The 21,604-nt window shown below is 28.9% G+C and carries 20 protein-coding genes and 1 pseudogene; 9 read left to right on the forward strand and 12 right to left on the reverse strand.

All coding sequences use genetic code 11. The features are described 5' to 3' along the window. Complete coding sequence (leuS, locus tag ACIJYG_RS07000) at nucleotides 1–2,535, reverse strand: leucine--tRNA ligase (RefSeq protein WP_435096775.1); 2,535 nt, start codon at nucleotides 2,533–2,535, stop codon at nucleotides 1–3. Between the two features lie 18 nt (nucleotides 2,536–2,553). Next, a complete protein-coding gene (locus tag ACIJYG_RS07005) occupies nucleotides 2,554–3,102 on the reverse strand; it encodes a DUF3576 domain-containing protein (RefSeq protein ID WP_435096778.1) in 549 nt (182 codons plus the stop codon). Between the two features lie 212 nt (nucleotides 3,103–3,314). Here ACIJYG_RS07005 and ACIJYG_RS07010 point away from each other — a divergent pair, with 212 nt between their 5' ends. After that, a complete protein-coding gene (locus ACIJYG_RS07010; protein ID WP_435096781.1) occupies nucleotides 3,315–4,262 on the forward strand; it encodes a porin in 948 nt (315 codons plus the stop codon). Nucleotides 4,263–4,314: 52 nt separating this feature from the next. Here ACIJYG_RS07010 and ACIJYG_RS07015 read toward each other — a convergent pair whose 3' ends face one another. Then, nucleotides 4,315–4,833: a thiamine phosphate synthase gene (locus ACIJYG_RS07015; RefSeq protein WP_435096784.1), complete on the reverse strand. Its 519-nt coding sequence runs from the start codon at nucleotides 4,831–4,833 to the stop codon at nucleotides 4,315–4,317. Between the two features lie 6 nt (nucleotides 4,834–4,839). Between ACIJYG_RS07015 and ACIJYG_RS07020 the strand changes: the two genes are divergently transcribed. Next, nucleotides 4,840–5,499: a YggS family pyridoxal phosphate-dependent enzyme gene (locus tag ACIJYG_RS07020; RefSeq protein WP_435096787.1), complete on the forward strand. Its 660-nt coding sequence runs from the start codon at nucleotides 4,840–4,842 to the stop codon at nucleotides 5,497–5,499. On the opposite strand, the gene ACIJYG_RS07025 is transcribed toward ACIJYG_RS07020, so the two are convergent. Then, nucleotides 5,496–5,990: a L,D-transpeptidase family protein gene (locus ACIJYG_RS07025; protein ID WP_435096790.1), complete on the reverse strand. Its 495-nt coding sequence runs from the start codon at nucleotides 5,988–5,990 to the stop codon at nucleotides 5,496–5,498. The two genes, ACIJYG_RS07020 and ACIJYG_RS07025, sit on opposite strands and share 4 nt — an antisense overlap. Nucleotides 5,991–6,007: 17 nt before the next feature. On the opposite strand from ACIJYG_RS07025, the gene ACIJYG_RS07030 reads away from it, so the two are divergent. Next, nucleotides 6,008–6,565: a winged helix-turn-helix domain-containing protein gene (locus ACIJYG_RS07030; RefSeq protein ID WP_435096793.1), complete on the forward strand. Its 558-nt coding sequence runs from the start codon at nucleotides 6,008–6,010 to the stop codon at nucleotides 6,563–6,565. 102 nt (nucleotides 6,566–6,667) lie between these two features. Here ACIJYG_RS07030 and ACIJYG_RS07035 read toward each other — a convergent pair whose 3' ends face one another. The 6 genes from ACIJYG_RS07035 to ACIJYG_RS07060 all read right to left on the reverse strand — a co-directional run bounded on the left by ACIJYG_RS07035 (nucleotide 6,668) and on the right by ACIJYG_RS07060 (nucleotide 12,881). Beyond that, nucleotides 6,668–7,597: an adenosine kinase gene (locus ACIJYG_RS07035; protein ID WP_435096796.1), complete on the reverse strand. Its 930-nt coding sequence runs from the start codon at nucleotides 7,595–7,597 to the stop codon at nucleotides 6,668–6,670. A 1-nt stretch (nucleotide 7,598) separates the two neighbouring features. Continuing rightward, nucleotides 7,599–8,252 (reverse strand): endonuclease III, encoded by a 654-nt coding sequence (gene nth, locus ACIJYG_RS07040; protein ID WP_435096799.1) that lies wholly within the window; start codon nucleotides 8,250–8,252, stop codon nucleotides 7,599–7,601. Then, on the reverse strand, nucleotides 8,252–9,028 hold the full coding sequence (gene dapB, locus ACIJYG_RS07045) for a 4-hydroxy-tetrahydrodipicolinate reductase (RefSeq protein WP_435096802.1): 777 nt from the start codon (nucleotides 9,026–9,028) through the stop codon (nucleotides 8,252–8,254). Before dapB ends, nth begins: the two co-directional genes overlap by 1 nt. Nucleotides 9,029–9,065: 37 nt before the next feature. Continuing rightward, a complete protein-coding gene (gene dnaJ, locus ACIJYG_RS07050) occupies nucleotides 9,066–10,193 on the reverse strand; it encodes a molecular chaperone DnaJ (protein WP_435096805.1) in 1,128 nt (375 codons plus the stop codon). 32 nt (nucleotides 10,194–10,225) lie between these two features. Next, nucleotides 10,226–12,184, reverse strand: a complete 1,959-nt coding sequence (dnaK, locus tag ACIJYG_RS07055; RefSeq protein WP_435096808.1) for a molecular chaperone DnaK — start codon at nucleotides 12,182–12,184, stop codon at nucleotides 10,226–10,228. A gap of 61 nt (nucleotides 12,185–12,245) precedes the next feature. Further along, nucleotides 12,246–12,881 (reverse strand): nucleotide exchange factor GrpE, encoded by a 636-nt coding sequence (locus tag ACIJYG_RS07060; RefSeq protein WP_435096811.1) that lies wholly within the window; start codon nucleotides 12,879–12,881, stop codon nucleotides 12,246–12,248. 42 nt (nucleotides 12,882–12,923) lie between these two features. Here ACIJYG_RS07060 and rdgB point away from each other — a divergent pair, with 42 nt between their 5' ends. Further along, nucleotides 12,924–13,520, forward strand: coding sequence for an RdgB/HAM1 family non-canonical purine NTP pyrophosphatase (rdgB, locus tag ACIJYG_RS07065; protein ID WP_435096814.1), 597 nt, complete (start codon nucleotides 12,924–12,926; stop codon nucleotides 13,518–13,520). On the opposite strand, the gene ACIJYG_RS07070 is transcribed toward rdgB, so the two are convergent. Continuing rightward, entirely contained in the window at nucleotides 13,504–14,700 is a 1,197-nt protein-coding gene (locus ACIJYG_RS07070; protein ID WP_435096817.1) for an ABC transporter substrate-binding protein, read from the reverse strand. The two genes, rdgB and ACIJYG_RS07070, sit on opposite strands and share 17 nt — an antisense overlap. Between ACIJYG_RS07070 and rsmI the strand changes: the two genes are divergently transcribed. Next, nucleotides 14,693–15,556 (forward strand): 16S rRNA (cytidine(1402)-2'-O)-methyltransferase, encoded by an 864-nt coding sequence (gene rsmI / locus ACIJYG_RS07075; RefSeq protein WP_435096820.1) that lies wholly within the window; start codon nucleotides 14,693–14,695, stop codon nucleotides 15,554–15,556. The genes ACIJYG_RS07070 and rsmI overlap by 8 nt on opposite strands. After that, nucleotides 15,546–16,139 carry a BON domain-containing protein gene (locus tag ACIJYG_RS07080; protein WP_435096823.1) on the forward strand — a complete coding sequence of 198 codons (594 nt, stop codon included), beginning with the start codon at nucleotides 15,546–15,548 and terminating at the stop codon, nucleotides 16,137–16,139. The genes rsmI and ACIJYG_RS07080 overlap by 11 nt, the downstream gene beginning before the upstream one ends. On the opposite strand, the gene ACIJYG_RS07085 is transcribed toward ACIJYG_RS07080, so the two are convergent. Continuing rightward, nucleotides 16,140–18,425 carry an NADP-dependent malic enzyme gene (locus ACIJYG_RS07085; RefSeq protein ID WP_435096826.1) on the reverse strand — a complete coding sequence of 762 codons (2,286 nt, stop codon included), beginning with the start codon at nucleotides 18,423–18,425 and terminating at the stop codon, nucleotides 16,140–16,142. A 50-nt stretch (nucleotides 18,426–18,475) separates the two neighbouring features. On the opposite strand from ACIJYG_RS07085, the pseudogene murJ reads away from it, so the two are divergent. From murJ to ACIJYG_RS07100, 3 genes and pseudogenes are all read left to right on the forward strand, one after another. Then, a pseudogene (gene murJ / locus ACIJYG_RS07090) lies at nucleotides 18,476–20,004 on the forward strand (murein biosynthesis integral membrane protein MurJ). Nucleotides 20,005–20,008: 4 nt separating this feature from the next. Beyond that, the gene (gene trpS, locus ACIJYG_RS07095; RefSeq protein WP_435096829.1) at nucleotides 20,009–21,010 is read left to right on the forward strand and encodes a tryptophan--tRNA ligase; all 1,002 of its coding nucleotides are present in this window, start codon (nucleotides 20,009–20,011) and stop codon (nucleotides 21,008–21,010) included. Between the two features lie 52 nt (nucleotides 21,011–21,062). Then, nucleotides 21,063–21,602, forward strand: a complete 540-nt coding sequence (locus ACIJYG_RS07100) for a NifU family protein (RefSeq protein WP_435096832.1) — start codon at nucleotides 21,063–21,065, stop codon at nucleotides 21,600–21,602. Nucleotides 21,603–21,604: the final 2 nt, after the last annotated feature.

Consider the following 21,604-nt stretch of genomic DNA (forward strand, 5'->3'; position numbering starts at 1 on the left):
TTAATTTATTATTATATTTATAAGTTTGTTAGGGATAAATATTTTATTTTGAATTTTTTTGTTATTTAAATATTCATTAAGTTTCTTGTCTTTTTTTATTTCATCTAATAAAGAATTTTCATTTGTATCTTTTTTTGTCTCAATAATTTTTCTAGTTTTACCGTTAAATTGAACAATGAATTTAATTTTATCTTCGAATAAAAAAAATTCATCTACTTTTGGCCATAATATTTCATTTTTAATATTCATCATTTCTATGCATTCACTAGAAAAGTGAGGTATTACAGGACTAATAGCTATTAAAATTTTTTTATAGTTTTCAATTAATTTTTTTTTTTCAATTTTATTCAAAATTACCTTGTTAAGTGCTGAATAAGTTTCATAAAAATTAGCAACTATTTTATTATAAGAAAAATTTTCAATGTTTAATGTAATTTCTTTTATAAATTTATTAGTTATTTTTTCTAAATCATTATTTGGGCTAGATGGATGATTAGCTTTTATCTCTTGAGCTATCTTTTGATTCAAAACCCACAACTTTTGAATAAATTTGTATGCTGATTTTATTCCTTCATTCGACCATTGAACATCTTTTTCAGGTGGGCTATCGGATAAAATAAATAATCTGACCGCGTCGGCCCCATAGTCTTTTATTATTTTTTCAGGATCTATCGTATTTTTTTTTGATTTTGACATAGATTCTAAGGGACCAACTTTTACTGGCTCTTTAGTGTCCTTTAAAAATTTTTTTCCATCAATAGTAACCAACTCATCGGGACTGACCCAATTATTGTTAGTGTCTTTATATGTTTCATGGCAAACCATACCTTGTGTAAATAAACCACTGAAAGGCTCTTTTATTTCAAAGGATTTATTTTGATATGATAATGCATGCATAAAAAATCTTGAATATAAAAGATGGAGAATAGCATGTTCTACACCTCCAATATATTGGTCTACAGGCATCCAATATTTCACTTCATCAGAGTTAAATCCATAATCATTATTATGAGGAGAGCAAAACCTCAAAAAATACCAAGAAGAGTCGACAAATGTGTCGAGTGTATCTGTTTCTCTAGTGCATTTTTTTCCATTAATAGTGATATTTTTCCACTCAGTTATTTTATCGAGTGGATTGCCGGTAGAACTTAATCGTTCTATTTTTGGTAACACGACAGGAAGCATATCTGTTGGAATTTTAACTGGATTACCGTTTTCATCATACGCAATTGGTATAGGGCATCCCCAATACCTTTGACGCGAGATACCCCAGTCTTTTAATCTATAGTTTGTTTTTTTTTGACCAATATCATTTTTTTCCAAGTAACCAATAGTTTTGGAAATTGATTCATCTGGAACTTTAAGATTATCTAAAAATTTTGAATTAAATAAATAACCAGGTTCAGTATAGGCTTTATCATCAATTGAAAAATTCTTATCTTTTTCTGGTCTAACAACTGGTGTAATTTTTAAATCATATTTTCTTGCAAAATCTAAATCTCTTTGATCGTGTGCTGGACAACCAAATACTGCACCTAACCCATAATCCATCAAAACAAAATTAGCAAAATAAACGGGTACTTTAATATTTTCATCCAGAGGATTTATTGCTAACAAATCAGTTTTAAAACCAAGTTTATCAGCAGCTGCAATTGATTCTTCTGTAGTGCCAGTTTTAGAACATTCTTTTTTAAAATTAATAAATTCTGGGTCGTTGATATAAAATTTTGCAACTGGATGATCTACTGAAACTGCCAGAAAAGACATGCCAAATAAAGTATCTGGCCTAGTGGTGTAACATTTTATTTCATTAATCTTTTTTTTAGACTCAATTTTAAACTTAATTTCGCAGCCATAAGATTTTCCAATCCAATTTTTTTGCATCACTTTTACTTTATTGGGCCAATTTTCTAAAGAATCTAGGCTCTCCAGAAGTTCTTTGGAAAATTTTGTAATTTTAAAAAACCATTGATTGAGTTTTTTTCTTTCAACAATTGCACCAGATCGCCATCCTTTACCATCTATAACTTGCTCATTAGCTAAGACTGTGTTGTCTACAGGATCCCAATTTACGTAACTTTCTTTTCTATAGACTAGTCCTTTATCATAAAGTTCCAGGAAAAATTCTTGTTGATGTTTATAATAATCAGGTGAACAGGTAGAAATTTCTTTATCCCAATCAATTGATAGACCTAGTTTTTTTAATTGACCTTTCATCACTGAAATATTTTTTTCAGTCCATGTTTTTGGGTCTAATTTATTTTGTCTTGCCGCATTTTCAGCTGGCATACCAAAAGAATCCCATCCCATAGGATGAAGCACATTAAAATTTTGTAAAGTTTTGTATCTTGCTAGCACATCTCCGATTGTATAGTTTCTTACATGTCCCATATGAATTTTTCCAGATGGATATGGAAACATTTCTAAACAATAAAATTTTTTTTTATTCCTATCAACTTTAGTTGAGAATTTTTTTTCACTTTGCCAAGTCTTTTGCCATTTTCGTTCAACCTGTTTAAAATTATATCTTTCCACGAATATTAATTTAGTGATTTATTTTGTTTTTAGGCCTGTGTAGGGTTTAAAATCTTTGTTCTCTTTTTGGGTTTCATAAATTTTCGCTGTTTTTAAAATTTTCTTTTTTAGTTCTAATTTTAGTTCGTCATATCCTTCTGAAATTTTACAATTAAAATTATTCTCACAAATTTTTTTAAAAATTTTTATATCTAGGGCATCACTTCTTATTTCATTTGTTAAAAATCTTATTGAAATTTTGACATTCTCATTTGAATTTTGATCATTACTGTACCAATCTGTTATAATTACTCCGCCACTGTAATTTACAGATGTTAATGGCATAAAATCAATTGCATCCAATGAAGCTCTCCATAGCTCATTTGAGCTAGCAAATTCATAAGTTGTAGATTTACCACCAAAAGTTTCACTCAATCGAAAACCCCTACCTTCTTCCATATTTTTTTTAACTCTTAATTCAGGATTAGGAGGAAATTTTCTCGCATCAGCACCTGATCCACAAGAGCTAAGTAAAAGAGGTAAAAAAGTAATAAAAACTATTAATTTTAGAATATTTTTTGAAAACATTGTAAAAAGCTAAATATTGTTAAATTTAATCCTGGTATATTGCAAAAATGTTAAAAAATACAGTAAATTAGGGAAAAAATTGAGTGATAAATTTGCAACACTAATTAATTAAATTAGTAAAAATAACAAAAATAGAAAATAATTTCAGCCAATTAAAGTAAAAAACTAATGTTTATTATTAATAATAACAATTTACTAAAGGAGTAATTAATATGAACAATTTAAAAAAAGTAGGGTTAACTGCATTAGCAGGTGCTCTTGTATCTGTTTCAGCTAACGCTGCAGATCTTTCTGTAACTGGTGGAGTTTCATTAAACTTTGCTGGTGAAGAAAAACAAACAACTGGTAACGGTTGGTCTATGAACGATGGTATTACATTCAAAGCAACTGGAGAATTAGACAATGGTTGGAATGTAACTGCTACTCAAATAATCGATTCAAGTGATGGTGCTTCAGGTGTAATCATGGATACTAGAATCTTAGCAATCGACATGGGTGATTCTGGAACATTAACTTTCTCAGGTACTGGTGGAAGTTCTGTACTAGCTGCAATCGATGACGTAACACCTACTGCTGGTGAAGAGTCATGGGATGACGTAACAGGTGCAAGTGCAATTCCTGGAGGAACTGGTGGAGACAATATGTTCCATTACAGTAACTCATCTTTAATGGATGGCATGACTATTTCAGCATCTTACACTCCATCTAATGCTGCTACTGAAGTTGAGAGTTCATCTGACTACGGTATCAAATACACAGGTGTTGATGGTTTAACTATTGGTCTTGCACAAGGAACTGATGAAACAGATCCAACTGCAACTTTAGATCTAAGTAATATGTATGTTACATACGCAATGGACGCGTTCACAGTAGGATACCAAGCATCTGAAAGTGATTCAGAAGCTACTAATGCTGATAAAGACTTTACAGCTTTAGGTTTATCTTATGCTGTAAGCGAAGAAATGTCAGTATCTGTAAATACTTCAACTGTTGATTATGAAAATGCTACATTATCAGATCAAGAAGCTACAGGTGTTTCAGTATCTTACGTAATGGGATCTATGACACTTAAAGCTAATCACAACTCTGTAGATAATATCGCTGGTACTTCTACAGATGACAGATCTGGTTACGCTCTAGGTTTAACATTTGCATTCTAATTTAATTTAGACACTAATTATATTAAAGGGCCCCTTTTTAGGGGCCTTTTTTTTATTCAAAATAAGATATTCCAGCAAAGTCAGAATGTTCTAAAAGAGAGAGTTTTTTTATTTTTTTTTTTGAAATTCCACCAAGCACAACAATATCTCTTTTGGTAAGTTTAGAAAGTAACTTAAATTTATTTATTCCTAAAAAGTTTTTATTTTTTTTAAATAAAGAGGATAAAAAAATTTTTGTCACATTTTGACTTTCTTTTATTCTAACTTCTTTAAGATTGTGAGCTGATCCAACAATTTTAAAGTTCTTTTTATAAGAATAAGCTAAATGTTTTAAGCTTTTATTGAAAGCTGGAATATAAGCACCATCTAAATTTAGCTTAATAGCCAATTTAATATTATTTGATAAATAAAATTTAATTGATTTTTTTTCACAATATCTTTTAATTTTTAAAAGAAACGTTTCATCAATTGTTTTTGCTGAATAGTTTCTGTAAATTATTGTTGTTTGTTTATCTTGTTTATCGATATTATTTGTGTCAAATTTATTAATAAAGTAATATTTTCTCATCATATTTATATGCATAATACTGTTAAAAATTTATTAGACATTGAAAATAATACTAAAATTTATCTTAATAAATTAAATATTAATAATAATCCTAAAATTATTGCAGTATCAAAGACCTTTAAAATTGATAAAATTTTACCCCTTATAGAGTATGGTCACATAGATTATGGTGAAAATAAAGTCCAGGAAGCAGTTGAAAAGTGGACAGATATTAAAGAAATAAATTCCAAGGTAAAATTGCATATGATTGGAAAACTACAAACCAATAAAGTAAAATTTGCAGTTCAAATATTTGATTATATTCATTCAGTAGATAGTGAAAAACTTGCAAAAAAAATTGCAGATGAGCAAAATAAAATAAATAAAAAAATTAAAATATTTTTGCAGGTTAATATTGGTGACGAGGATCAAAAATCAGGGGTTAGCAAAAAAGATGTGTATCGATTAGCCTCTTACTGTAAAAAAATTGATTTGGATTTAATTGGTTTGATGTGCATCCCTCCGGCAGATATTAATCCAGAAAGTTATTTTGAAGAGATGAATAAATTAAATAAAACTTTAGATCTTACTGAATTAAGTATGGGAATGTCCTCAGATTTTCTTGTAGCTGCAAAATGTTTCTCAACATATGTTAGAGTTGGTTCTAGTATTTTTGGTAAAAGACTCTAAAAGATTTTAATTTTTGAATTTTTTTTAATTAATTTAAGCATTATTAAAAAATCTTTTTCTTTTAAGGCAACACATCCAGCTGTGGGTTTATAATCTTTGGTTAGATGAATAAAAATACAACTACCTTGACCAATAATAGGTTTTTTGAAGTTGTGCTTAATTGGAATTAGCAAGTCATATTTAGAATCTTTTCTTTTTAATTTTTCATGTTTTATTTTTTTTTCTATTTTAATAAGTTTATTATATTTTTTTTGAAAACGTATATCATCGCACCATCCCATATCTTTTGTAATTTTGATGCATTTTAATAGGGTTGATGGTTTTTTTTTACGATCTTCCCTGAAATAAAGATTTTCAATTTCAAAGATTCCTTTAGGTGTTTTTTTATCCCCCTCTTTCTTATTCTTTATTGATCCCTTTTTGCCAATAGAGCACCTAAATTTAAATTCATCTATTTGAAGAGTGTGTTTATTTTTTACAAAAATTGTCATATTCTCTTTTTGTCAGCATGCAAAATTTAATAATTTATAAGTTTACACAATTGTATCATATTCTTGAAGAACTTAGTTTAGATTTAAATTTTAAGATTACTTTTGCAGATAGTGAAAATTCTTTAAATGATATAATAAAAAATCAAAATAATTATTTAATTATATCAAATAAAAAATATTCAGATATCGGTAATGAATTTGTTTTAGAAAACACTCCAATTAAAATCTTCAAATTAGTAGAAAAAATAAATATTGAATTTTTAAAACTACAATTTAACAGTCAATCTCATATTAAAGTAAACAAATATACTATAGATCTAAATTCAAGAGAGATGCTAATAAATGACAGGAAGCTTAAACTGACCGAAAAAGAAATTAATACAATTACTTATTTGTCCAAATCAAACAAACCAATTAATATTGATGAACTACTAGAAAAGGTATGGAGCTATCAATCTAATATAGAAACCCATACTGTTGAGACGCATATTTATCGATTAAGAAAAAAAATTTTAAGTACTTTTAATGATAATGAATTTATCATTAGTAAAAAAAATGGTTATCAAATCAAATAAGAAAAATCTCATAGTCAAGGATTTATTTACAAAAAAATATAAACAAAAAATAGTTAAACCTAAAAAAGGTAAAGGAAGTTTTAAAAGAAAGAAAAGCCAAACCTAAAGTCTGGCTCCAATTTGCTGTATTACTCTTGATGACATTTCAGTACCTTTTTCTAGACACTCTTTTGTTGATAATTTATTAATATATCCATGTAAAAATCCAGCAGCGAAAAGATCACCAGCACCTGTAAGATCTACAATTTTTAGATTTTTTTTTATATCACTTTCAAAAATCTTTTCTCCGTTAATTGCAACTGCACCTTTTTCACTTCTAGTTACAACCACTAACTTATTAAGTTGTTTCGAAAAGTTTATAACTTCATTAAAATTTTTTGCTTTAATTAATGAAGTAATTTCTTGTTCATTAGCAAAAGTTATATCGAGTTTGTTTTTTACTAAATTTAAAAAATGAGGTTTATGTCTATCTACACAAAACAGATCAGATAGAGACATAGCTACTTTATTTGCATTATTAATAGCTTTATCAAATGCTTTTTTGGGTTCTCCCTCATCCCACAAGTAACCTTCTAAAAATATAATTTCACTTTTTTTAATAGCTTCAGAGCTAACATCATTTTCATTAATTTTTCCTGCTGTTCCAAGAAATGTACACATTGTCCTTTCAGAGTCTGGTGTGACCAATATCAAACAAGTACCTGTTGGCAATACTTCTCTCTTTTTTGAGTAAAAATATTCTACGTTTTCTTTTTTTAAACCTTCTTCGTATTTGCTACCAAAGTGATCATCGGAAACTTTTCCAATAAAACCTACCTGGTCACCAAGTTGAGATAACCCAACTATAGAATTTGCCACAGAACCTCCAGAAACAGTTTTTTCTATTTTGAGATTTGTTAATAAATTTTTAAATTCGTTTTTATCAAAAAATAGTTTCATTGTGCTTTTTGTAAGATTATTCTTTTCAATAAAACTGTCATTTACTTTACAAATGACATCGACTATTGCATTTCCTATTCCTAAAATTTTCATATTATGCTTTTAGGGTAATAACAGGTTTTTTTCTATTTGGGTAGCAAGTAGAGCATATTTTGCATGACAAACCATAACAATCTCTTGCCTTACAATATTCTCTTCCATAAAAAATTATTTGTAAATGAAGTTTAGACCAAGTTCTTTTTGGAAATATTCGTTTTAAATCTTTTTCAGTTTGAACTACATTTTTTCCATTTGTTAATCCCCATCTTTGTGCAAGTCTATGAATATGAGTATCAACAGCAAAAGCTGGATATCCAAAACCTTGGGACATTACAACACTAGCTGTTTTATGGCCTACACCAGGTAATTTTTCTAGTTCATCAAAGGATTTAGGTACTTTTCCGTTGTGTTTATTTAAAATTTGTTTTGACATTAAATAAATACTTTTAGCTTTAACTCTAAAAATTCCAATTTTTTTTATTAATTTTTCAATTTTTTTTCTTCCTAATTTTACGAAGTGTTCTGGTTTAAAATATTTGGGATATATATCTTTTGTTACATTGTTAACATTTACATCAGTACATTGAGCTGAAAGAAGCACAGAAATTAATAATGTAAAAATATTTTTACTTTTAAGAGGAATTGGCGCCTTGGGATAAATTTTATTTAATGTATTAATTATAATTTTTGCTTTTTGCTTTTCATTCATTATGAAAAGTTAAGTAAATCTCTCATAGAATATAATCCTGGTCTTTTTTTCATTAACCATTTTGAAGCTGTTAATGCTCCATCAGAGTAAAGTGCTCTATCAAAAGCCTCATGATTTAATGTAATTATCTCTTTTCCACTTGAAAATTTTACCTCATGTTCTCCAATAATTTCACTTTTTCTAATTGAGTTAAAATTAATTTTTTTTCCATAGGGAAAAGATTTTTTATTTAAAAATTTCTTTCCCATTAAATTATATAAATCTTTATTCTTTCCATCTGCGATTCCTTTTCCAAGCATCAAAGCTGTACCTGATGGGTAGTCTTTTTTGTGTTTATGATGCATCTCAAATATTTTACTTAAATATTCGTCATTTAATGATTTTGAAGCAATTTCAGTTAAATACATCAATAAATTTACGCCTAAGCTCATATTGCCAGCCTTTAAAATGGGTATTTTTTTTGAAAACTTTTTAATTTGGTTTTCTTGATTTCTGTTAAATCCAGTTGTTCCAATAACAACCTTTTTTTTTAGTTTAGATGCTATTTTTAATATCTCTAGAGTGCAATCAGGAACAGTAAAATCAATAATTATATCTGTTTTTTTAAATGCTTTTTCAGAATTTAACCCTGGTTTTATTCCATTAAATTTTTTATTTACTGATCTATTTTCTGTGAGTGAAACAAGTTTAAAATTTTTATTTTTTTTAGATGATTTGATTAGTTGTTGGCCCATTCTACCCATACACCCAGAAATTGATAAATTAATTTTTTTCATTTCACTAAATATTAACCTTTTTTAAAAGATTAGTCTTTTAATTTTTCCAAAAGTCCTTTGCTTTTTGAAAAAATTTTTTAATACTTGGATTTGATTTATCGTTTTCAATTTCTCTAAATTGTTCAAGTAATTCTTTTTGTTTTTTATTTAGGTATACGGGCACTTCTGTTTTTACCTGAACATATAAGTCACCAAAATCACCTCTTCTCATATAGGGCATTCCTTTACCCTTTAATCTGAATTGTTTACCATTTTGAGTTCCATCAGGAATTTTTATTTTAGCTTTACCTCCATCAATAGTTGGAATTTCAATGGTAGTTCCTAAAGCAGCATCCGCAAGAGAAATTGGAAATTCAAAAAATAAATTTTCATCTGATCTTTTAAATAAGTCATGAGAGTGAACATTTATAAACAAATATAGATCACCTGTTGCTCCACCTCTACTTCCAGCCTCACCTTTTCCAGCTAATCTTATTCTTGTACCATCATCAACACCTTTAGGAATTGTAACTGATATTTTTTTAGAGGCTTGTTTTTTTCCTTGACCATTACAGTCGTTACAAGGATTAGTGATTTCTTCACCATTACCATTACACTGGGGACATGTTTGTTGAACAGTGAAAAAGCCCTGATTAGATCTAATTTTACCGTTTCCCCCACAATAAGTACATCTATCTGGAGAATGACCAGGTTTTGAGCCATTTCCTTTACAAGTATTACATTTTTCAGTAGTTGAAAATTTTATATCTTGTTTTTTGCCTTGGTAAGCTTCTTCAAGTGAAATTGATAGATCGTATCTTAGATCTGACCCTCTATTGTTGGAGCTTCTATTTCTTGATCTTCCACCACCACCAAAATCTCCAAAAAAATCCTCAAAAATATCTGAAAAATCTGCACCACCGAAACCACCAAAACCACCACTTTGTCTTCCACCACCATTTTCAAAGGCTGCATGACCAAAGTTATCATAATTTTGTTTTTTTTCTTTATCTGAAAGAATGCCATAAGCTTCACTGGCTTCTTTAAACTTATCTTCTGCTTTTTTATCGCCAGGATTTTTATCAGGATGGTATTTGACAGCAAGTTTTCTGTAAGCTGATTTTAGTTCATCAGGAGATGCACTTTTTCCAATACCTAAAACTTCATAGAAATCTCTTTTAGCCATAAATTACTTTGAGATAATGGTTGTTGATAGTCTTAAGCGCTTTTTTCTTTATCTTCTTCTTTACCTTCTTCTTTACCTTCTTCTTTACCTTCTTCTTTTACTTCCTCAAAATCTGCATCAACTACGTTATCGTCTTTTTTTCCTTCATCAGTATTTTTATTATCATCAGGTGTATCTGGTTTCTTTTCTTGAGCTTTATATATAGCCTCACCCAATTTCATTGATGCCTGAACTAACGCTTCCGTTTTTTTCTTAATATCTTCATTATCAGTTCCTTTAAGAGCTTCTTTTAAGCTGGATGATGCATCTTCAATTGCTTTCTTCTCAGCATCAGTAATTTTAGACCCATGCTCTTTAAGATTCTTTTCAGTTGAATGAATTAAAGTGTCAGCTTGATTTCTTGTGTCTACAGTCTCTCTTTTCTTTTTGTCTTCTTCCTTATTAGCTTCTGCATCTTTAACCATTTTTTCAATTTCATCTTCACTTAGTCCGCCCGAAGCTTGGATTTGAATTTTTTGTTCTTTACCAGTTCCTTTATCTTTTGCTGAAACACTCACTATGCCATTAGCATCAATATCAAAAGTAACTTCAATTTGAGGAACTCCTCTTGGTGCTGGAGCAATACCGACTAACTCAAAGTTTCCTAACATTTTATTATCAGTTGCCATTTCTCTTTCACCCTGAAGTACTCTAATAGAAACTGCAGGCTGATTGTCTTCTGCTGTAGAAAATACTTGGCTCTTTTTTGTTGGTATTGTTGTGTTTTTCTCAATAAGCTTAGTTGATACACCACCTAAAGTTTCAATACCAAGAGATAAAGGTGTAACATCTAAAAGAAGTACATCTTTAACATCACCTTGAAGTACACCCGCTTGAATAGCTGCACCCATTGCAACAACTTCATCTGGATTAACACTTTTATTTGGGTCTTTTCCAAAAAAGTTTTTAACTTCTGCTAGAACTTTCGGCATTCTGGTCATTCCACCAACCATAACAATCTCATCTATGTCACTTGCTGATATGCCAGCATCACTCAATGCTGTTTTGCAAGGTGGTAGTGTTCTAGTGATTAAATCTTCAACAAGAGCTTCAAGTTTGGCTCTTGTCATTTTTAAATTAATATGTTTCGGGCCTGTTTTATCAGCAGTGATAAATGGTAAATTAATATCTGTTTGTTCTGCTGAAGATAGTTCAATTTTAGCTTTTTCTGCAGCTTCTTTTAATCTTTGAAGGGCAAGTTTATCTGATGTTAAATCTATACCATTGTCTTTTTTAAACTCTGCAGTTAAGTAATCAACAATTGCGTTGTCAAAGTCTTCACCACCCAAAAAAGTATCTCCATTTGTGGATTTAACTTCAAATACACCATCTCCCAATTCAAGAATAGAAACATCAAATGTTCCTCCACCTAAATCGTAAACTGCAATTTTCTTATTTTGTTTTTTATCTAAACCGTATGCAAGTGATGCTGCAGTAGGTTCATTAATAATTCTTAAAACTTCTAGGCCTGCAATTTTACCAGCATCTTTTGTTGCTTGTCTTTGAGCATCATTAAAATACGCAGGAACAGTTATTACTGCCTTAGTTACTTCTTGACCCAAATATTTCTCAGCCGTTTCCTTCATTTTTTGAAGAATGAAAGCAGATATCTGTGAAGGTGAATATTTTTCACCCTTTGCTTCAATCCAAGCATCACCTTTTTCAGAGTTAACTATTTTAAAAGGAGCCGCAGCTATATCTTTTTTTACTGTTGGGTCTTCAAAATTTCTTCCAATAAGTCTTTTAACAGCAAAAATTGTATTTTCAGGATTTGTTACAGCTTGTCTTTTAGCAGGTTGGCCGACTAGTTTTTCTCCATCGTCAGTAAAAGCTACAACTGAAGGGGTTGTTCTAGCACCCTCAGCATTTTCCAATACTTTAGGTTGGCTTCCTTCCATTATTGATACACATGAGTTTGTTGTACCAAGATCTATTCCAATAATTTTGCTCATAATTTAAATTCTCTCTTTCATATATGTGTTAATATTAATTCTACAAGTTCAACAAATGTAATTATTTGTCTAAATTCTCTCTATTTTCCTCACTTTTATTATCTTTATTTTCTGTCTTTTTAGACACACCAACTAAAGAGGGTCTTAGCAATCTATCTTTTATCATAAAACCCTTTTGAACCTCTTGAACAATAGTTCCAGGTTCTTTTTGATCATCTTCAATTTCCATCATTGCTTGATGTAAATTTGGGTCTAATTTTTTATTAAGACAATCAATTGGTTTAATATTATTTTTAGTAAAAATAGAGATTAAATCTTTATTAATTATATCGAAATGCTCTAGGGTTTTTTTTAATGCCTCAGTGTCCTTAAGGGCTTCATCGCTCTCTAAAATTAATTTTGACCTTTCAAGGTTATCAATTAAATTTAAAGCCTCTTTTGCAAATGTAAAACCTCCATAATCAAATGCATCATCTTTTTCCTTTTCAAATCTTCTTCTTTGATTTTCCATTTCAGCAAAAGTTCTTGCTAATTTATCTTCTAATTCTTTTGTTTTTTCCTCTGGAGATAATTCTACTTTTTCTTCTACACCATTGTTATCATCATGCTTATCGTCTGATTGTTTACCAGCTTCATTGCTCTCATTTAACGTTTCTGCTTTAGTATTCTTTTGGTTTAGGTTTTCCTCTTTTTCCATGAGAGCATATATGGTAAGAAATCTCAAAATTGCTAGGTATTAATGAAAAAAATTTCAAAATTGCTCGTAGGCACTAATAACAAGGGAAAATATAAGGAAATTAAAGATTTATTGCCAAAATATATTAAAACCCACTCAACATCTGAATTTAAACTTAAGAGTCCAAGAGAAGATGGACTGACATTCACAGAAAACTCAATCATTAAATCTAAGTATTACTCAAAAAAAACAAAAAAATTTTGTCTTGCTGATGATTCAGGGCTTGAGATTGATATTCTAGATAAAAGTCCAGGAATTTATTCGGCCAGATGGGGTGGAAAAAAAGGTGATTTTAAAAAAGCAATAAATAGAGTGTACAGAGAATTATCAAAAAAGGATAAAAACTGGAAATATAAAAAAGTTAAAGCTAGATTTATTTGTGCGTTATCAATTTGTTACTTAGATAAAAAAATAGCATCTGTTTTGGGTAAAGTTGAAGGATATATTTCAGCAAAACCAAAAGGGAAAAATGGTTTTGGTTATGATCCAATTTTTATTCCAAAAAATAAAAGAAAAACTTTTGGTGAGATGAGTTCTATACAAAAATATAAAATAGACCATCGTTTTGTTGCATTTCAAAAAATTAAAAAATTTCTATGATTTTTTTATCTTCAATTTTATAAAAGTTTAAACGGTGATTAATTTTGTTGTCTTTTATATCAAAAATACCAATCTTGCCTTTAAAAGAATTCTTTTTTTTAAAAAGTTTGTTTAAATTAGATAGGTTAGTTTTTAATGACAAATAATAGACAAGTCCAACAAGATCGTAGCTTAATAAAGCTAAGTGTGAAGGGTATTCTTTAAACTCGTTAAAAAACTTATCTTTGTAATTTTCAAAATTATTTTTATTTATTGAAGGATAATATAAAGGTTGGATGTCTATTTCATTTAATAAACTTTTATCAAACCACTGGTTTAATGTAATAAAATACTTATTTTTAGGAGAAACATCAGTGTATAAAAGTGATGTAGATACACTTTTTAAACTTTCGTCAAAATCTGCAATAATGACTGCCTCAAAATTTAAACCTCCTAACGTATATCTCTGTTCAAGTTTTTTAATTTTTTTTTCATTATTTGACTGATTTGATTTTTTTAATCTTAAAATTTCATCCTCTAAGTTTTGTTTTCTAATTCTATAATTAGTAATTTCTTCAATTTGTTTAGTTAATTTTGTAGGTTCTGTACTATAGTCGTAATCTTTATATATTTTGATTTTAGAATCTTTAATTCCTTTTTTAACTTCAAATTCATAATCTTGAATAGGTGTCAAAAATATTGTCCTCTTTATTTTTTTTGTTTTAATAAATTTTTTTATGGTATTGAATTGAGAAGTAGAGTTTATTCCTGCAGAAATTACATTTTTTGGAAGATCTAATGTTTTGTTTGTTAAAGATAAAAAAGTTATATCTTTGATTTCATCTAAATAAGATATGCTTTCATAAAAAACAGGCCCAATTACAACCTTCACACCCATTTGTTTTAATTCAAATGCTGACTTAAGTGCTTTGTTTGCCTTAGAAGCTGTATCTTTGGGAATAATTTCTATGGAATTGTTATTAATATCTTTCACGGCTAGTCTTACAGCTTTAATAATTGATTGCCCAAGCTCTTTATTAGAACCAGTCAAAGGTACCATGAGACCAATCTTAATTTTTTCGGAGGCTTTTGTGGAAAATGAAAATAATAATGAAAAATTTAATATTACAAAAAAAATAATTTTAATAAATTTACTCATTTTAATGTTAGTATAATGTTTTTTAAGCTCAATTATGATCATAAAATCACAATCTCAAATAAAAGATAACGAAAATAGTCTTTATTTGGTGTCAACACCAATAGGTAATTTAAAAGATATTACTTTAAGAGCTATAGAAATATTAAAAAAATCAACTTATATTCTTTGTGAAGATACGAGAGTTTCCAGAATTCTATTAAATAGATATGAAATAAAATCACGTCTGATTTCAAATCATAAATTTAATGAATCAAAAAATTTAAATAAGATTATAGATCTTCTTAAATCTGGAGAAACAATTTCATTAATTTCAGACGCTGGAACACCTAGTATTTCTGATCCAGGTGCAATATTGGTGAATGAATGCGTTAGAAATAATATTAGGATTATTCCAATTCCAGGACCTTCAGCTGTTGCAACAGCAGTATCAATAAGTGGTTTTTCAGAAAAATTTATTTTTTATGGATTTTTACCTGAAAAAAAACAGGCGCTTGTGAACGTCTTTAATAAAATATCAAAATTTGATGAAACATGTGTTTTTTTTGTATCTTCAAAAAAAGTGAATAAAATTATTCCCGAATTAAAAAAAAACTTTAGTGGAAGAAAAATAATATTTTGTAGAGAAATTTCAAAAATATATGAAGAATTTATAAGAAAAAATGTGGATGATTTAGAAATATTTAACAAGGAGTTAAAAGGAGAGCTAACAGTAGTAATTTCTGAAAAAAAAATTGATAGAATTCATTCACAAGAATTAAGTGAATCAGATATGATTATCATTAAAAAAATGATTAACAAATTGACTATAAAAGAAATTACAGAAATTATTAGTCACAATAAAGATATTTCAAAAAAAGAAATTTATAACTATTGTTTAAAGATAAAAAATGAAATTTAAATTTATATTAATTATTTTGTTTGGTGTAATTTTATCTAGTTGTGTTGGTGTTTCCTCAAAAGGTATTTTGGGTACAGGAGTAAGTGTTGCTTTTGATCCACGAACTGTTGGCACTCAAATGGATGACTCAATTATGCAAAAAAATTTAGCTGCACGAATTCTTGTTAAAGATAAAAAATATCTATTATCAGTAAAATCTAAAGTTTTAGATGGAAGAATTTTTTTAACAGGAAAAGTTGATAGTCCTGAGGAAAAATTATTATTAACAAAAGTAGCTTGGGAGACAAAAGGTGCTAGATCTGTTCGTAATGATATCAAAATAAAAGAAGAATTTAATTTTAAAAGATCAGCAAAAGATATTTTGATAACCTCTCAACTTAGAACAGCTATAATTTTAAATAAGAATATTAAGGCAACTAATTATCAAATAGACACTTATAAGAAAAAAATTTATGTTTATGGAATTGCGTTAACCTCTGAAGAGAAAGATCTAGTGATTAGTGAAGCTAAAGAGATATTGGATGTAGAAGATGTTATTGCGAGTATTATCCTTGTAGAAGATCTAAGAATTCAAAAAGAGTAATTATTTTTTGTAATCAATTACATCTGCTGAATAAGCAGCAATAGATGCTAAATTAATAAGTTCTGATGTTGAAGATCTTAAAGGGGCAATTTCTAATGGTAATCCAAGTCCAATTAGCAAAGGCCCTATAACTTTAGTGTCTCCTAATGTTTTCATCATCTTATAAGATATTGCTGCACTGTGTTGTCCTGGCATAATTAGAATATTTGCTTTACCAACAATTTTTGAGAAAGGATACAGTTCTTCATATTCTGGATTTAGAGCAACATCTGGTTGCATATCTCCATCAAATTCAAAATCTACTTTTTTTTCTTTTAATATATCTACTGCTTTTCTGATGTGTTTTGTTCTGCTTGTAAGAGGTTGGCCAAACGTAGAGTGAGAAACAAATGCTACTTTAGGGTCAAAACCAAATAATCTTACTACTCTCGCTGTAGAAATTGCCATTTCAGCCATTTGTTCTGATGTTGGATATTCATGAACGCTAGTGTCACCTACAAAAATGGTTTTACCTTTGTGAACAACCATATTTAGGCCAAACATGATCTCTCCATCTCTTACATCCACTACCTGTTTAATTTTCTCTAAAGAAGCACCAAATCTCCTTGTGTTTCCAGTAACAGCGCCATCAGCATCACCACAAGCAACCATGCTAGTTGCCCATATAACCCTATCATTTCTAACAAGTCTATCACAATCTCTTTCCAGCAAACCTTGTTCTCTTTGAAGTTTTTGAAACAAATGATTTACATATTTAATTCTTTTCTCTTCATCTTTAGAATTAACTATTTCAATATCAAAATTATCACTGTAACCAATATTTTTAATTTGTTCTTTTATCTTATCTTCTTTTCCAACTAGAATTGGAATACCTAACTTAGAATTCTTAAATGCAATTGCAGCTTTAAGTGTATTTTTATCTTCACCATCTGCGAATACAATTCTTTTTTGATTTTTTTTTATGTAAGAATTTATTCCCTGCATTATTGTCACTGTAGGGTCTAATCTCTGTTTAAGTTGATCTTTATATATCTCCAAGTCTTCAATATTTTTTCTTGCAACACCACTATCCATCGCAGCTTTTGCAACAGCTGCTGGGATTATACTGATTAATCTGGGGTCAAATGTAGAGGGAATAATATACTCTTTACCATAATGTGGTCTTTCACCTCCCATAGCAGCAACAACTTCATCAGGAACATCTTCTCTTGCAAGCTTTGCAATAGCCTGTGCTGCAGCAACTTTCATTTCCTCATTTATTGTCTTTGATCTAACATCAAGAGCACCTCTAAAAATATAGGGAAAGCCAATTAAATTATTTACCTGATTTGGATAATCTGATCTACCAGTTGCAATAATTGCATCATCTCTTACCTCGTTTATTTCTTCAGGAGTAATTTCTGGATCAGGATTTGCACAGGCAAAAATTATAGGATTTTTTGCCATTGTTTTTACAAATTCTTTTTTTAGAGCACCCTTTGCAGACAAACCTAGAAAAACATCCGCACCTTTGATTGCCTCCTCTAAACTCCTTAAATTAGTTTCAATTGCAAACCTAGATTTCCATTGATCTATGCCATCAGGCCTTCCTTTGTAGATTACGCCTTTTCTATCCAGCATAATTATGTTTTCATTTGGTACACCAGAATTTTTAAATAATTCTGTACATGCTTGTGCAGAAGCGCCAGCTCCATTAACAACTACTTTTATTTCTTTTATTGATTTACCACTTATATCTAGTGCATTTATTAAAGCTGCTGTTGTTATGATAGCGGTTCCATGTTGGTCATCATGAAAAACAGGAATATCTAAAATTTCTTTTAATTTTTGTTCAATTATAAAGCAATCAGGAGCAGCTATGTCTTCTAAGTTTATTCCTCCAAAACTTGGAGCAAAATTTTTAATCGAGTTAATAATTTCTTCAGCATCAGAGCAGTCTATTTCAAGATCAATAGAGTCAATATCTGCAAACCTTTTAAAAAGTACTGCTTTACCTTCCATTACAGGTTTTGATGCAAGTGCCCCTAAGTTACCCATTCCTAAAATTGCCGAACCATTACTGATGACAGCTACCAAATTACCTTTACTGGTATAATCGTATGCTGTTTCTGGGTTTTCACTAATCATTCTAACAGGAGCTGCAACACCTGGAGAATATGCTAAAGCAAGATCTCTCTTAGTAGTCATATTTTTTGATGAAATAATCTCGATCTTCCCAGGTTTTTTATATTTATGAAAATCTAGAGCTTCTTTATCGGTGTAATGATCAATGTTAGTTTTTTTCATTTTTGATAATTAGGTATACAATTAGGGTAAAATTAAGACTAATATGATTTATGAACATAGTTAAGTCAACAGGCACATTTGGTTTTTTTACAATAATAAGCAGGTTGCTTGGCTACTTAAGGGATATTTTTATTGCAGTATTTCTTGGTACAGGAGCATTAGCCGATGTTTTTTTTGTAGCATTTAGAATTCCAAACACATTCAGAAGATTATTTGCTGAAGGTACTTTTAATGCAGCATTTGTCCCAAGTTATTCATCAGAAATAAATAAGGGTAAAAAACAATCAAATAAATTTGCCAATGATATTTTTAATCTTCTTTTTTTAGGTTTGTTATTTTTAACAATAATAATTGAAATTTTTATGCCTACATTTGTTTCAATTATTGCCCCAGGATTTGTTGGTGATTTAGAAAAAATGACAGTAGCAATAAATTTAACAAGGATTACTTTTCCTTTCTTATTTTTCATTTGTTTAGCATCTTTTTTTTCTGCAATTTTAAATTCACATAATAAGTTTGCAGCGGCAGCTGCAGCCCCAATAATTTTAAACATTGTTTTAATTTTAGTATTAATTTTTTCGAAATCTTTAGGTGATCAGTTGGTTTATTATTTATCTTATGGTGTTTCTTTGGCTGGTTTTTTACAATTAATATTTTTATATAGATTTGTATCAAAACATTACACGCTTAAATTTAATTTCAAATTTAAAGCTAGTAACAAAGTTAAGTTTTTTTTTAAAAAACTTTTACCAAGCATTTTTTCCTCTGGAGTTACTCAAATTAATATTTTAATTGGAACAATAATTGCATCTTTTCAAGCAAGTGCAGTTTCTTATTTATATTATGCAGATAGAATTTATCAAATTAACCTAGCTATAGCTGGTATCGCTATTGGTGTTGTTATACTTCCGCAACTTTCAAAACACATCCAATCTAGAAAAAAAAAAAGATTTTGCTCATACAAAATAAAGCCCTTGAATTAAGTTTATTTTTAAGTCTTCCAGCGACTATTGGTCTAGTTATTGGATCAGAAGAAATTATTTCAGCTTTATTTGGATATGGATCTTTTAATGAGAATTCGGTAAATAACTCAAGTTTAGCTTTGTATTATTTTGCATTAGGTTTGCCTGCTTTTGCTTTAATAAAAGTTTTTTCAAGCTTTTTCTTTGCTAATCATGATACCAAAACGCCATTTTACATTTCTTTAATTTCAGTATTGCTTAATATTTTTTTAAGTGTTTATTATTTTAGTGAAATTGGTTTTATAATAATTCCAATAGCAACATCTATTTCATCATGGTTTAATTCAATAATGTTATTTATATTTTTAAAAAATCGACAATTATTTAATTTCAATCAAATATTTTTTATCAAATTTATTAAAATAGTTTTTGCATCAATTATGATGGGATTATTTTTCAACTTTTTATTAAATTTTTTTCAAAACGAATTAGCATTTAATCAGTCGATTAAATCTTTATATCTAGTTTTATCTGTTATATTCGGCTTAGCATTTTATTTAATTTTGTGTTATTTCATCAAAGCTTTTCAAATGAATGATATTAAATTAAAGTACTAATTTTATGAGTAAAAAAATATTCTCTGGTGTTCAGCCTACTGGTAATCTTCATTTAGGAAATTACCTAGGTGCTATTAAAAATTTTGTAGATTTAAACAATGATAATTCAAATGAGTGCATATTTTGTGTTGTAGATTTGCATGCAATTACTGTCAAACAAAACGCTAAGGAGCTAAGAAGCAATATTCAAGAGACTATAGCTACATTTATTGCAAGTGGGATAGACCCAAAAAAAAGTATAATTTTTAATCAATCACAAGTACCTGCTCATGCAGAGGGCGCATGGATATTAAGCTGTGTTGCTAGAATGGGATGGTTAAATAGAATGACTCAATTCAAGGAAAAAGCTGGTAAAGATAAGGAAAAAGCTAGTGTGGGTCTTTATTCTTACCCAGTTCTAATGGCGGCTGATATTCTGCTGTATGACGCAACCCACGTTCCAGTTGGAGATGATCAAAAACAACATTTAGAGTTATGTAGAGATATTGCTCAAAAGTTTAATAGTGATTTTGAAATAGAAAATTTTTTACAAGTTCCAGAGCCTTTAATACAAAAAGAATTTTCAAGAATTATGAGTCTTAAAGATGGCTCAAGAAAAATGAGTAAATCTGAGTTATCAGATTTAAGCAGAATAAATTTAACTGATGATAAAGATCTAATTATTAATAAAATTAAAAAAGCAAAAACAGATCCATTACCAATGCCTAATACCACAAAAGATCTTGATGAAAGGTTAGAAGCAAAAAATCTTTTAGGGATATATGCAAGCTTAACAAATTCTACTTTAGAAAAAAGTGTAGAGATTTTTGCCGGAAAAAATTTTTCAGAATTTAAGGAAAAATTATCTGAAGTTCTTGTAGATAAAATTCAACCTATTTCATTAGAAATTAAAAAATTACTAGATGACAAATTGTATTTAGATAATACGCTTCTAGAAGGAGTTGAAAGAGCCAATAAAATAGCTTCAAAAAAGATTAAAAGAATTAAGGAAATAGTAGGTTTTTAGTTAAAATTTATTATCGAGTGTTAATTTTTTAAATATTCATTATATATAATCTATGTTCGTTCAAACAGAAGTAACGCCGAACCCTAATTCACTTAAGTTTCTACCTGGAAAAAAAGTGTCTAATAGTGGTCCATATGAAATTATTAATAAAGATGATACACAAAATGTACTAGTTAGAAATATACTATCTATAAATGGAGTAGAAGGAATTTTTTTAGGAGAAGATTTCATCTCTGTAAACAAAACAGATATAACTAAATGGGATGATGTAAAACATATCGTAATTTCATTTATCAATGATTTTTATTCTGAAGGAAAAGAGTTTGTAATTGACGAAAGTTTAGCTGAGCAAAATACAAATTTAGATGAAATTGAACAAAGAATAGTAAAAATTTTAGATCAAAAGATAAGACCTGCAGTGGCAAGAGATGGTGGAGATATTAAATTCAAAGAGTTTAAAGACGGTGTGGTTAAAGTTCAATTACAGGGAAGTTGCTCGGGATGTCCAAGTTCCACAATGACATTAAAGCAAGGAGTTCAAAATCTTTTATGTCATTATTTGCCAGAAGTTAAAGAAGTTGTTGCAGTTTAAAA

This window comes from Candidatus Pelagibacter bacterium nBUS_27 (genome assembly GCF_051200985.1).
In the GTDB taxonomy this organism is placed as follows: domain Bacteria; phylum Pseudomonadota; class Alphaproteobacteria; order Pelagibacterales; family Pelagibacteraceae; genus Pelagibacter.